Source organism: Streptomyces populi (assembly GCF_002911015.1).
Classification (GTDB): domain Bacteria; phylum Actinomycetota; class Actinomycetes; order Streptomycetales; family Streptomycetaceae; genus Streptomyces; species Streptomyces populi.
Genome location: NZ_KZ626912.1, coordinates 1 through 12,924, shown reverse-complemented (window position 1 = coordinate 12,924; position 12,924 = coordinate 1). Strand labels below are relative to the sequence as shown.

10 protein-coding genes and 1 pseudogene are annotated in these 12,924 nt (G+C 70.5%); 4 read left to right on the top strand and 7 right to left on the bottom strand.

The features are described from left to right. Window positions 1-180 precede the first annotated feature (180 nt). Entirely contained in the window at window positions 181-1,479 is a 1,299-nt protein-coding gene (locus CW362_RS29265; protein WP_103552616.1) for an MFS transporter, read from the bottom strand. Continuing rightward, the gene (locus CW362_RS29260) at window positions 1,476-2,150 is read right to left on the bottom strand and encodes a GntR family transcriptional regulator (protein WP_240658096.1); all 675 of its coding nucleotides are present in this window, start codon (window positions 2,148-2,150) and stop codon (window positions 1,476-1,478) included. The genes CW362_RS29265 and CW362_RS29260 overlap by 4 nt, the downstream gene beginning before the upstream one ends. 202 nt (window positions 2,151-2,352) lie before the next feature. Here CW362_RS29260 and CW362_RS29255 point away from each other — a divergent pair, with 202 nt between their 5' ends. After that, on the top strand, window positions 2,353-3,252 hold the full coding sequence (locus tag CW362_RS29255; protein ID WP_103552614.1) for a D-alanyl-D-alanine carboxypeptidase family protein: 900 nt from the start codon (window positions 2,353-2,355) through the stop codon (window positions 3,250-3,252). Between the two features lie 113 nt (window positions 3,253-3,365). Here the strand turns inward: CW362_RS29255 and CW362_RS29250 are convergent, their stop codons facing one another. The 3 genes from CW362_RS29250 to pdhA are packed head-to-tail and all read right to left on the bottom strand — an operon-like array spanning window position 3,366 to window position 7,042. Then, window positions 3,366-4,820: a dihydrolipoamide acetyltransferase family protein gene (locus CW362_RS29250; protein WP_103552613.1), complete on the bottom strand. Its 1,455-nt coding sequence runs from the start codon at window positions 4,818-4,820 to the stop codon at window positions 3,366-3,368. Window positions 4,821-4,829: 9 nt separating this feature from the next. Further along, on the bottom strand, window positions 4,830-5,810 hold the full coding sequence (locus CW362_RS29245) for an alpha-ketoacid dehydrogenase subunit beta (RefSeq protein ID WP_103552612.1): 981 nt from the start codon (window positions 5,808-5,810) through the stop codon (window positions 4,830-4,832). 2 nt (window positions 5,811-5,812) lie between these two features. After that, a complete protein-coding gene (gene pdhA, locus CW362_RS29240; protein ID WP_103552611.1) occupies window positions 5,813-7,042 on the bottom strand; it encodes a pyruvate dehydrogenase (acetyl-transferring) E1 component subunit alpha in 1,230 nt (409 codons plus the stop codon). A gap of 412 nt (window positions 7,043-7,454) precedes the next feature. Between pdhA and CW362_RS29235 the strand changes: the two genes are divergently transcribed. Then, the gene (locus tag CW362_RS29235; RefSeq protein WP_103552639.1) at window positions 7,455-8,120 is read left to right on the top strand and encodes a response regulator; all 666 of its coding nucleotides are present in this window, start codon (window positions 7,455-7,457) and stop codon (window positions 8,118-8,120) included. Window positions 8,121-8,298: 178 nt separating this feature from the next. Here the strand turns inward: CW362_RS29235 and CW362_RS29230 are convergent, their stop codons facing one another. After that, a complete protein-coding gene (locus CW362_RS29230) occupies window positions 8,299-9,864 on the bottom strand; it encodes a protein kinase domain-containing protein (RefSeq protein WP_103552610.1) in 1,566 nt (521 codons plus the stop codon). Window positions 9,865-10,168: 304 nt separating this feature from the next. On the opposite strand from CW362_RS29230, the gene CW362_RS29225 reads away from it, so the two are divergent. After that, the gene (locus CW362_RS29225; RefSeq protein ID WP_103552609.1) at window positions 10,169-11,785 is read left to right on the top strand and encodes a protein kinase domain-containing protein; all 1,617 of its coding nucleotides are present in this window, start codon (window positions 10,169-10,171) and stop codon (window positions 11,783-11,785) included. A gap of 147 nt (window positions 11,786-11,932) precedes the next feature. Here CW362_RS29225 and CW362_RS29220 read toward each other — a convergent pair whose 3' ends face one another. Next, window positions 11,933-12,475 carry a bacterial proteasome activator family protein gene (locus CW362_RS29220; protein WP_037614800.1) on the bottom strand — a complete coding sequence of 181 codons (543 nt, stop codon included), beginning with the start codon at window positions 12,473-12,475 and terminating at the stop codon, window positions 11,933-11,935. Window positions 12,476-12,703: 228 nt separating this feature from the next. On the opposite strand from CW362_RS29220, the pseudogene CW362_RS44120 reads away from it, so the two are divergent. Further along, window positions 12,704-12,924: pseudogene (locus tag CW362_RS44120) on the top strand (hypothetical protein); the annotation flags it as partial.

Genomic DNA, 12,924 nt, shown 5'->3' with positions numbered 1-12,924 from the left:
CGGGCGGGGCGGTTCGCCGCGTCATGACCGGGCGGGACGGTTCCTCCCCGCCGTGACGTGCGGGCGGTCGCGCCCGTGACCTCGCGGGCGGACCCGGCCCCTCCGGCACCCGGGGACCCGGCGCCGCCGGGCGGGGCACCGGGCCGAACGGCAGGGGGACGGCGCGGCCCCCGCCGGCGGTCACGCCGGTACGTGCACCGTCTCCACCCGGCTGGCCACCAGCCGCTCCCGCTCCCGGCGGGCCGCCTGCTCCCGCAGCCGGAGGATCTGGCTCAGCCCGGCCGCCTGGAGCACGAACACGGCGGCGAAGGCGACCCGGTAGTCGTCGCCGGTGGCGTCGAGCAGGACGCCGATGGCCAGCAGCGTCGTCATCGAGGCGACGAAACCGCCCATGTTGGTTATCCCGGACGCGGTCCCCTGGCGCTCCGGCGGGTTCGCCGGCCGCGCGAAGTCGAAGCCCAGCATCGAGGCCGGCCCGCAGAACCCGAGCACCGCGCACAGCACGACCAGCAGCCACATCGGCGCGTGCTCGCCGGGGTACACCAGCACCCCCGCCCACACGACGGCCGTCGCCGCGACCGTGCCCAGCGCCAGCGGCAGCCGCGCGGTGTGGTGCCGGGCGACGATCTGTCCGTACACCAGTCCGGCGCCCATGTTGGACAGGACGACGAGCGTGAGCAGCTCACCGGCCGTGGCCCGGGTGAGGCCCTGCGCCTGGACGAGGAACGGCATCCCCCACAGCAGCAGGAACACCATCGCCGGGAACTGCGTGGTGAAGTGCACCCACAGACCGAGCCGGGTGCCGGGTTCCCGCCAGGCCGCGGCGATCTGGCGCCGGACGTAGGCGGCGCCCCGGTGCGGGAACGGCTCCGGCCGGTGGCCCTCGGGGTGGTCCTCCAGGAACAACAGCAGGAGGACGAGGACGAGCACGCCGGCGGCGGCGCTGCCGGCGAACGCGGCCGTCCAGCCCACCCCGTGCAGCAGCCGGGCGATCACGAGCGTCGACACGAGGTTGCCGGCCATACCGGCCAGGCCCGCGAGCTGGGCGACGAGCGGTCCGCGCCGGGCGGGGAACCAACGGGTACCGAGCCGCAGCACGCTGATGAACGTCATCGCGTCACCGCAGCCCAGCAGGGCGCGCGAGGCGAGCGCCGTGCCGTACGACGGGGAGAACGCGAAGCCGAGCTGCCCCGCGGTGAACAGCAGGACGCCGATGGTCAGCACCTTCTTGGTGCCGAGCCGGTCGACCAGCAGCCCGACCGGTATCTGCATGCCCGCGTACACGAGGAGCTGGAGGATGGAGAAGGTGGACAGGGCGGAGGCGCCCACGTGGAAGCGCTCCGCCGCGTCGAGCCCGGCCACCCCCAGGGACGTACGGAAGATGACCGCGACGAAGTAGACCGAGACGCCGATGGTCCAGACGGCGACCGCGCGCCGGCCTCCGGGCGGGTCGCCGGGCAGGGTGGCCGAGGAGCTCATCGGACCTCGCCCCGGGCCAGGTTGGAGAACCAGCTGACGTGTCCGTGGATGAGGCCGACGACCGCGTCGGCGTCGCCGGAGCGCAGTGCCCGGAGGATCTGTTCGTGCTCGACGAGCGTCTTGGTGATCCGGTCGGGGTGGGCGTGCATCACGGCGACCCCCATCCGCAACTGCCGGTCGCGGAGCTGGTCGTAGAGCCGGGACAGGATCTCGTTGCCGCCGCTGCGGACGATCTCGGCGTGGAAGCAGCGGTCGGTGACGGCCGCGCCGGCCAGGTCCCCGGCGGCGGCCTGCTCCTTCTGCCGCTCCAGCAGTTCCTCCAGCCGGGCCAGGAGCTGCGGCGACGCCGGTACGGCCTTGCGCGCGGCGTGCTCCTCCACGAGCTGGCGGGTCTCGACCACGTCCGCGATCTCCTGGGCGGAGACCGGCAGGACGAGCGCGCCCTTCTTCGGGTAGAGCTTGATCAGGCCCTCGGCCTCCAGGCGGAGCAGCGCCTCACGGACCGGGGTGCGCGAGACGCCCACCGCGTCGGCGAGCTCGCCCTCGGTGAGCAGGGCCCCGCCCTCGTAACGGCGCTCCAGGACCCCCTCTTTGACGTGCGCGTAGACACGGTCGGCTGCCGGCGGCTGCTTGACGGGAGGGCGCATCGGCGCGGGCGGTGCTGAAGCCATGAGCACATCATAGATACAACACGTACGCATGCCCGGCGGCGTTTCGGCATGTGGACCTCAACAGCCCCCGCGTGTAACCCAGGTCACGTGAATTTCATCCGTTTGCCGCACATCCCTTTGCGTCCTCCGCGAGTCTGAACGTGGGACGGCACTGCCATGTGCCTGTCTCTCAGGGGCATTTCGCGCATTCGGAGCGTTCATTTTGATTACCGGCATTAAGGGCACGCGTTTCCGCAGGGCCGCCGCTGTGACCCTCACCACCGGCGCCGTGCTGGCAGCCGGAGCCTTCGGCGCCGCGCCGGCGGGCGCCGTGGCCACGCCCACGATCTCCGCCAAGGGCGGATACACCATGAACAACGGGACCGGTGCGACCCTCTACAAGAAGGCCGCGGACACCAAGCTGTCCACCGGTTCCACCACGAAGATCATGACGGCCAAGGTGGTGCTGTCCCAGCCGAACCTGAACCTGGACGCCAAGGTCACGGTCTCGAGCGCGTACAGCAACTACATCGTCGACAGCGGTTACGTCTCCTCGGCCCACCTGATCGTCGGTGACAAGGTCACCGTCAAACAGCTCCTCTACGGTCTGATGCTGCCGTCCGGCTGTGACGCCGCCTACGCGCTCGCCGACAAGTTCGGCTCGGGCTCGACCCGCGCCGCCCGCGTGAAGTCGTTCATCGGCAAGATGAACACCACCGCGCGGAGCCTCGGCATGACGAACACCCACTTCGACTCGTTCGACGGCGTCGGCCACGGTGCCAACTACTCGACGCCTCGTGACCTGACGAAGCTCGCCAGCAGCGCCATGAAGAACTCGACGTTCAAGTCGGTCGTCAAGACCGTGACCACCAAGCAGAAGGTGACGACCTCGAGTGGCGGCTACCGCTACTACACGTGGGAGAACACCAACAAGCCGCTGCTGACCGGCTACTCCGGCACGATCGGCGTCAAGACCGGTTCGGGCCCCGAGGCGAAGTACTGCCTCGTCTTCGCCGCCACCCGCAACGGCAAGACGATCATCGGCACGGTGCTCGCCTCCAGCTCGGCCACGGTCCGTACGGACGACGCCAAGAAGCTGCTGAACTACAGCTTCGCCCGCTAAAGCCCGCGGACACAGCACCACAGACAGAAAGAGGGGCCCGCCGCGCGATGCGCGGCGGGCCCCTCCGGTGTTCCGGACGGCCGGCGGGGGTCAGGCCCGCGCGGCCGGTCGGCTCACGCCCAGGTGATCAGACGCTTCGGCTGCTCCAGGACGGCCGCGGTGTCGGCCAGGACCTTGGAGCCGAGCTCGCCGTCGACCAGGCGGTGGTCGAAGGACAGCGCCAGCGTGGTGACCTGACGGGGCTTCACCTTGCCCTTGTGGACCCAGGGCTGGAGCTTGATCGCGCCCACCGCGAGGATCGCGGACTCACCGGGGTTGAGGATCGGCGTGCCCGTGTCGACGCCGAAGACGCCGACGTTGGTGATCGTCACCGTGCCGCCCTGCATCGCGGCCGGCGAGGTCTTGCCCTCACGGGCCGTGGCCACCAGTTCGCCCAGCGACTCGGCCAGCTGCGGCAGGGTCTTGGAATGGGCGTCCTTGATGTTCGGCACGATCAGACCGCGGGGAGTGGCGGCGGCGATGCCCAGATTCACGTAGTGCTTCTGGACGATCTCCTGGTTGGCCTCGTCCCAGGACGCGTTGACGTCCGGGTTGCGCTTGATCGCGACGAGCAGGGCCTTGGCGACCAGCAGCAGCGGGTTGACCCGCAGCCCCTGCATGTCCTTGTCCTGCTTGAGCTCCTCGACCAGGCGCATGGTGCGCGTCACGTCGACCGTCACGAACTCGGTGACGTGCGGCGCGGTGAACGCCGAGCCCACCATCGCGTTGGCCGTCGCCTTGCGGACACCCTTGACCGGGATCCGGGTCTCGCGCGCGCCGTCGTACGACGCGACCGGGGCCGGAGCCTGCGGCTGGACGCGGGCCGGGGCCTGCGGAGCCGGAACCGCGGCCGGGACCGCGACCGGAGCGGGCGCCTGTGCCGGGGCGGCCGCGGCGTGCACGTCCTCACGCGTGATGATGCCGTCCGGGCCCGACGGGGTGACCGTCGCCAGGTCGACCCCGAGGTCCTTGGCGAGCTTGCGGACCGGGGGCTTGGCCAGGGGCCGCTGCTGCGGGGCGGACCCGTGGCCGTTGAGCTCGCCCTGGATGGCGGTGGCCGCGTACATCGTCCCGCCCTGCTGGGCCGGGGTCTCGACGCCCTTGCGGGGGCGCCGCTTGGTGGAGGACTCCGCCACGCCGTACCCGACGAGGACCGGCTTGCGGCCCTCGGGCTTGGCCTCCTCGGCGGGGACCTCCGCGGTGACGGCCGGGGCGGCGGGGGCCTGTTCGGCGGCCGGGGCCGCCTGAGCGGGCGCCGCGCCACCGGAGACGTCCACCGCGATGATCACCTGGCCGACGTCCACCGTCGTGCCCTCGGGGAAGCGGAGCTCGCTCACCACGCCGTCGTACGGGATCGGCAGTTCGACCGCGGCCTTGGCGGTCTCGACCTCGCACACGACCTGGCCGTCGGTGACCGTGTCACCGACCTGGACGTACCACTTGAGGATCTCCGCCTCGGTGAGCCCCTCGCCCACGTCGGGCATCTTGAACTCGCGGAGTCCCGACGCGTTCTCAGTCATCGTCGTCACGACTCTCTCCTAGTACGCCAGCGAGCGGTCGACGGCGTCGAGCACCCGGTCCAGGCCCGGAAGGTACTCCTCCTCCAGGCGGGCCGGCGGGTACGGGGCGTGATAGCCGCCGACCCGCAGGACGGGCGCCTCCAGGTGGTAGAAGCACCGCTCGGTGATGCGGGCCGCGATCTCCGCGCCCGTGCCGAGGAACACCGGCGCCTCGTGCACCACGACCAGGCGGCGGGTCTTCTCGACCGAGGCCTGGATCGAGTCGAAGTCGATCGGCGACATCGAGCGCAGGTCCAGGACCTCGATCGACTTGCCCTCCTCCTGGGCGGCCGCGGCGGCCTCCAGGCAGACCTTCACCATCGGGCCGTACGCGGCCAGGGTCAGGTCGGCGCCCTCGCGGGCCACCCGCGCCTTGTGCAGCGGACCGGGGATGGCGTCCTTGTCGACCTCGCCCTTGTCCCAGTAGCGCCGCTTGGGCTCGAAGAAGATCACCGGGTCGTCGCTCTGGATGGCCTGCTGCATCATCCAGTAGGCGTCGCCGGCGTTCGAGGGAGAGACCACCTTCAGGCCCGCCACGTGCGCGAAGAGCGCCTCGGGGGACTCCGAGTGGTGCTCGACCGCGCCGATGCCGCCGCCATAGGGGATGCGGATGACGACGGGGAGCTTGATCTTGCCGAGCGCCCGCGCGTGCATCTTCGCGAGCTGGGTGACGATCTGGTCGTACGCCGGGAAGACGAACCCGTCGAACTGGATCTCCACGACCGGGCGGTAGCCGCGCAGGGCCAGGCCGATCGCGGTGCCCACGATGCCCGACTCGGCGAGCGGGGTGTCGATGACCCGCTCCTCGCCGAAGTCCTTCTGGAGCCCGTCGGTGACCCGGAAGACACCGCCGAGCTTGCCGACGTCCTCGCCCATGACGAGGACCTTGGGGTCGGCGTCGAGGGCCGTGCGCAGCGATTCGTTGATCGCCTTGGCCAGCGCCATCTTTTCCGTCGTCATGGCTACTTGCCCTCCACCGCGTCCGCGAACGACGCCTGGTAGGCGGCGAACTGGGCGCGCTCCTCGTCGACGAGCGCGTGCCCGTCCGCGTACACGTTCTCGAAGATGGCGAAGTGGTCCGGGTCAGGCATGGCCCGCACCACGTCGCGCACCCGCTTGCCCAACGCCTCGCTCTCGGCCTCGAGTTCCGCGAAGAACGACTCGTCCGCGTGGTTCGCGGCCTCCAGGTGGGCGCGCAGGCGCAGGATCGGGTCCTTCGCCTCCCAGGCCGCACGCTCGTCGTCGCCCCGGTAGCGGGTGGGGTCGTCGGAGGTGGTGTGCGCGCCCATGCGGTAGGTGTACGCCTCGACCAGGGTGGGGCCCTCGCCGTTGCGGGCCCGCTCCAGCGCCCACTTGGTGACCGCCAGGCAGGCGAGGACGTCGTTGCCGTCGACGCGGATGCCGGGGAAGCCGAAGCCCTGCGCGCGCTGGTAGAGCGGCACGCGCATCTGGCGCTCGGTCGGCTCGGAGATCGCCCACTGGTTGTTCTGGCAGAAGAACACGACGGGCGCGTTGTAGACCGCGCCGAAGTTGAAGGCCTCCATGACGTCGCCCTGGCTGGAGGCGCCGTCACCGAAGTACGCGATCACGGCCGAGTCGGCGCCGTCCTTGGTGACGCCCATGGCGTAACCGGTGGCGTGCAGCGCCTGCGAGCCGATGACGATCGTGTACAGGTGGAAGTTGTTGCCGTTGGGGTCCCAGCCGCCGTTGTTCACACCCCGGAACATGCCGAGCAGGTTGGTCGGGTCGACCCCGCGGCACCAGGCGACGCCGTGCTCGCGGTAGGTCGGGAAGACGTAGTCGTCGGCGCGGGTGGCGCGGCCGGAACCGATCTGGGCGGCCTCCTGGCCGAGCATCGAGGCCCACAGGCCCAGCTCGCCCTGGCGCTGCAGGGAGGTGGCCTCCGCGTCGAAGCGGCGGCTCAGGACCATGTCCCGGTACAGCCCGCGCAGCTCGTCGGGGGTGATGTCGGCGACGTACGGGTCGTACGTGGCGTCCTTGACCCGCTTGCCTTCCGGGGTCAGCAGCTGAACGAGCTGCGGCTCACCGCCCGTCGCCCCGGGCGACTTACCGGCGGCCGCGCCGGCGCGCCTGCTCGCGGCGCTCTTGGTCCCGGTCGTACTGGCGCTCGCGGCGCTCTTCGTACCGGCGCTGCGTCGCGGCTTGCGCGCGGCAGTGCTCTCCACGGTCACGTGTGCTCCTCCGTCGGTCCGGCCCCCGGGGTTGCCGGAAGGCTGGGGTCCCCCTCGCTCGCGGTTCGAGCTCGGGAGAGCGGCTCGCCTGTTCCGGCACCCGTGCACGGGGTGGGTGCCACTCGGCCGGGAACAGACGTGACAGGTGCCCCGGCGAGCGCCCTGCAACTGCCACGTTACCCAGTGCTCCACATTTCTGTGAAACCCCTTCTGACCTGCGATTTTGATAGGAAATCCAAGTACTTGGAAACGTGAATTTCCTACTAGATCGAACGGGTCGGAACAGGCGCTGGTCACAGCACTGGTCACAGCCTTGCAGGGGGCCGGAACACCGGCACGTTATCCCGGCCACCCCGCGCTCGGGAAGAGTTCACCTGGGGCAATGCCCATGATCGTGTGTGACACTGACAGGGTGCGTGAAATCGGGAAAATCACCGTATTCCTCCTCGATGACCACGAAGTCGTCCGCCGCGGTGTCCACGAGTTGCTCTCGGTCGAGGACGACATCGAAGTGGTGGGAGAGGCGGGTACGGCGGCCGACGCGCTGGTACGGATCCCGGCCACCCGTCCGGACGTGGCCGTCCTGGACGTGCGCCTCCCGGACGGCAGCGGCGTGGAGGTCTGCCGGGAGATCCGCTCCGCGGACGAGAACGTCAAATGCCTGATGCTGACCTCGTACGCCGACGACGAGGCCCTGTTCGACGCGATCATGGCGGGCGCCTCGGGCTACGTCCTCAAGGCCATCCGCGGCCGTGAGCTGCTCGCGGCCGTACGGGACGTCGCGGCCGGGAAGTCCCTGCTCGACCCGGTGGCCACCGCGCGCGTCCTGGAGCGGCTGCGGGACGGCGGCACCGCCAAGGACGACGACCGGCTCGCCCGCCTCAGCGACCAGGAACGCAGAATTCTCGACCTGATCGGCGAAGGGCTCACCAACCGCCAGATCGGGGAGCGACTGCACCTCGCCGAGAAAACGATCAAGAATTACGTGTCGAGCCTGCTGTCCAAACTGGGAATGCAGCGCAGGTCGCAGGCGGCGGCCTACGTGGCGCGCAGACAGGCGGAACAGCAGCACCACTGAATGATCCGGAAGGGCCGGATGATTCGGGGCGGCCGAATGATTTCAGGACGACCGGACGATCCGCCAGGACGACCGGATGGCCCGGATACGACGCACGCGCGCGTGAAGCCCCTCGTGGGCTCCCCGCGCGCGTGGGACGTGCGCTCTCACGGGTCCGCGCGGACCCGTCCGGACCGGGTCAGCCCAGGTCCCCCGCGGCGGGGGACTCGGTGCCGCCGTCGCCCGGATCCTCGGTCGTCGGCTCCGTCGTCGGCGTGGTCGGCTCGCTCGTCGGGGTCGTGGCGCTCGGCGTCGGCTTCGTCGGCTCGCTGGTCGGCTGGTACGTCGGCTGCTGGGTGTCGACGTTCCGGGTCGGCTCGTACGACGGGGGGTAGTCCGTGTCGTCGCCGGTGTCGGTCGAGCCGTCCGAGGTGTCGTCGCCCGTGGAGTCGTCCGTGGTGTCGTCGCTGGGCTGCTCGCTGGAGTCGTCGGTCTTGCTGGAGTGCGAGACGGTCGGCGACGGCGAGGTGCCGGTCTTCCCGTGGCCGCCGTTGCCGGCGTGATTGATCGCGAACGCGACGCCCGCGGCGATGGCGATCAGCGCGAAGACCGCGAGGAGCAGCAGCTTGCCGCGGCCGCTGCCCCGGTTGCCGTGACCCTCGAAGCCGCCGTCGTCGCCGTTCCCGTAGGACGGGATGAGCGGGGCCGGGATCTGCGTGGTGCCGTAGTCACCGGGGTGCGGCAGCGTGGCCGTGCCGGCGAAACCGGCCGCCTGGCCGTGCGAGGCCTCGGGCATGGCGACCGGGCCGGTGTTCCAGGTGCCGGTGTGGCTGCCCTGGTCGTACAGCATCTGCAACGCGTACTGGACGAGTCCGCGCATCTCCTCGGCGGTCTGGAACCGGTCGTCCGGGTCCTTCGCGAGGGCGCGCATGACGAGCCCGTCGAGCTCCGGCGGCACATCGCGGTCGACCTCCGAGGGAGGCAGCGGGATGTCCTGGACGTGCTGGTAGACCACCGACAGCGGCGTCTCCCCGGTGAACGGGGGCCGCAGCGCGAGGAGTTCGTAGAGCAGACAGCCGGTCGCGTACAGGTCGGAGCGGTGGTCGACGGCCTTGCCGAGCGCCTGCTCGGGGGAGAGGTACTGCGGGGTGCCCATGACCATGCCGGTCTGGGTCATCGTGGCCTGGCCGCCGTGCAGGGCGCGCGCGATGCCGAAGTCCATCACCTTGACCGCGCCGGTCTCCGTGATGATCACGTTCGCCGGCTTGATGTCGCGGTGCACGATGCCGTGCTGGTGCGAGTAGGCCAGCGCCTCCAGGACGCCGGAGACGATGATCAGCGCCTGCTCGGGCCCGGGGGCCTCGGCGTTGATCAGCAGGTCGCGGATCGTGTGGCCCTCGACGATCTCCATGACGATGTACGGGACGACCCCGTGCCCGACGACGTCCTCGCCGGAGTCGTACACGGCGACGACCGCGTGGTGGTTGAGCCCCGCGACCGACTGCGCCTCACGCGTGAAGCGCGCCTTGGACACGGGGTCCTCGGCCAGATCGGCGCGCAGCAGCTTGACCGCCACGGTCCGCCCCAGGCGCACGTCCTCGGCGGCGAACACCTCGGCCATGCCGCCCCGGCCGAGCCTGTGTGTCAATCGATATCGGCCATCGCCGACCAGCCCGCCGTTACCCCACATCTCGGGCGCATCTGACATACCGCCGCCAGTCGCCTCGGGGTCGGACGGGCCCTGAGCGCGCTGCTGCTGTGCCATCAGTCCTCGCCGTCGTTTCTGCCCGCGGTCCGCGCGGTGGTTGTTACGGTCTCCGTCGGGCCACGCTACAGGTTCCGCGCGTGACGCCGGTCCGGGATGAGCGTGAGTGGACCGGACGTCCAGCCCGTCCGAAGGCCGTGGGTGCAATTTCCGTGTACCGGCCGTACGTCACCTGTAACGCTTCCGCGACGCTTCTTTCTCAGACGGTCACGGAACGGGCATCGAGCTTGACGTGTCCGTGCCCTGGGGCAGACTTGGCCGGGAATAAGCCAATCGATCACCGATGCCTCGGGGGACGCAGAAGATGAGCCAGGACGGCGCACAGGGCCGGTACGCGGGGCGTGCGGTCGCCGGCGGCCGCTATCAGCTGCGCGATCTGCTCGGCGAGGGCGGCATGGCCTCGGTGCACCTCGCCTACGACTCGGTGCTCGACCGCCAGGTCGCCATCAAGACGCTGCACACCGAACTCGGCCGCGAGCAGGCCTTCCGCGAGCGCTTCCGCCGCGAGGCCCAGTCGGTGGCCAAACTCACGCACACGAACATCGTCTCGGTCTTCGACACCGGCGAGGACGAGCTCGACGGCATGACGACGCCGTACATCGTCATGGAGTACATCGAGGGCAAGCCGCTCGGCTCGGTCCTCGACGCGGACATCCAGCAGTACGGCGCCATGCCCGCCGACAAGGCCCTGAAGATCACCGCGGACGTGCTGGCGGCCCTGGAGATCAGCCACGAGATGGGCCTGGTCCACCGGGACATCAAGCCGGGCAACGTGATGATGACCAAGCGCAACGTCGTCAAGGTCATGGACTTCGGCATCGCCCGCGCCATGCAGTCCGGCGTCACCTCCATGACCCAGACCGGCATGGTCGTCGGCACCCCGCAGTACCTCTCCCCCGAGCAGGCCCTCGGCCGGGGCGTCGACGCCCGGTCCGACCTGTACTCGGTCGGCATCATGCTGTTCCAACTGGTCACCGGACGGCTGCCGTTCGAGGCGGACTCCCCGCTGGCCATCGCCTACGCGCACGTCCAGGAGGAGCCGGTCGCGGCCTCCTCGGTCAACCGCTCGCTGCCCCCGGCCGTGGACGCGCTGATCGCCCGCGCGCTGAAGAAGAACCCGAACGAACGTTTCCCGAGCGCCGAGACGATGCGGGACGAGTGCCTCCGGGTCGCCCAGTCGTTCCAGGCCGTGGCGCCGAACATCGTGCCGGGCGCCCAGACGCCGAGCGGTTCCGGCGTCGGCTCCGCCGTGTTCCCGCCGGTCGACCAGGGCACCCCGGCCCCCGGCCCCGTGCAGATGCCGTACCAGCCGGGCCCGTACGGCACGCCGACGCCCGCCCCGGCGTACGGCTACCCGCAGCAGGGCGGCTACCAGACCCCGCCGCAGACCGCCGCGTACGCCGGGCAGCACGGCCCCTCCACGCCTCCCCCGTACAACCTGTCCCCCCAGCCCGCCGCCGGCGGCCCGGGCGGCGCCAGGAGCAACAAGCCGGTCGTGATCGGCTCGGTCCTCGTCGCGCTCATCGCGGTCGGCGGCCTGATCACGGCACTCGTCATGAACGGCGGGAGCGGCGACGACGACAAGGGCGGCCACAGCACCACCAGTCCGTCGTCCAGCGCGGTCGCGGGGCACAAGGGCCCGGACACGTCGAAGACGATCGACACCGAGAAGTGCACGGACCCGACGGAGTCGTACAACGACCCGGACAAGATCGAGGTCCCGGACTTCCAGTTCAAGAACCTCAGCTCGGTGAAGTCCTGCTTCCAGGCCGCCGGTTGGCAGATGAAGGTCACGCGCGTGGACGAGAACACGTACGGCGAGGACACGATCATGGGCCAGTTCCCCTCCGCCGGTGACGACGTCGACCCCAAGAAGATGCCCGAGATCGAGCTCAAGGTCTCCACGGGCGACCCCTCCTAGCCTCCCGGGGCACTCCCCGGACGGCCGGGGTGCCGCAGACGCTCCGGCGACGGACACGGGAACGGGCCCGGCACCTGGGTGCCGGGCCCGTCACGGTCGGGGTGACCCGGGATCACCGGGACGGCGGCGGCTCGGCCGCCCGCGTGGTCACAGGTACGGTCCGCCCGAGCGGCCTCCCGTACGAGGGTCCTCGTCGCCCTCCAGACCGCCGACGCCCGGAGGAAGGGCACGGCGCATCTGTTCCAACTGCGCCCTGGCCGCCATCTGCTGGGCGAACAGGGTCGTCTGGATCCCGTGGAAGAGCCCTTCCAGCCAGCCCACCAACTGGGCCTGCGCGATCCGCAGTTCGGCGTCGCTGGGGGTCCCCTCGTCCGTGAAGGGCAGGGAGAGCCGCTCCAGTTCCTCCACGAGCTCCGGGGCGAGACCGTCCTCCAGCTCCTTGACGGAGCTCGCGTGGATCTCCTTGAGCCTGACCCGGCTGGCCTCGTCCAGGGGCGCGGCGCGCACTTCCTCCAGCAGCTGCTTGATCATGCTGCCGATGCGCATCACCTTGGCGGGCTGCTCCACCATCTCCGTCACCGGGATCTCTCGGGAGTCCTCGTCCCCGGTGCCGCCGAGAGCCATTCCGTCCTGGCCGACGACCAGGATCTGAGGGTTCTCCGGCGACCGTTCGTTCCTCGGCATCTCCATGCCGCCATTCTCTCGCACCCGTGTACTCCATCACGGTGGTGCCCCCCGTACACGGTGATCCACCGTGCAGGAGGGCCCAGTTGGTGAAAAGACGGGGTTCCACGGCCTCTGAAGTGCACGAATGACGTCACTTTCTGTCGAGATGCCGGGATCACGACGTCATGTGACGCTGGTTGCGTCGATCACGGCACCCGTCTTGGCGAACCGTTCCGGGAGGGGGTCACCGACGTGACTCCATGGCTGCGCACCCTGCCCACGGCCGGACTCCTCACGGTCGTCCTGCTGAACGGCGCCGGACCCCTCGCGAACGCCGCCCCGACGGGCCCCGGGGTCCCCTCCTCCACCGCCCCGGCCCTCTCCCGGAGCCTCTCGCACACCGCCCTCACCGGCTCCGGCGCTCCTACCGCTCCAGCGGACCCCGGTGGGTCCGGTGGGTCCGGTGGGTCCGG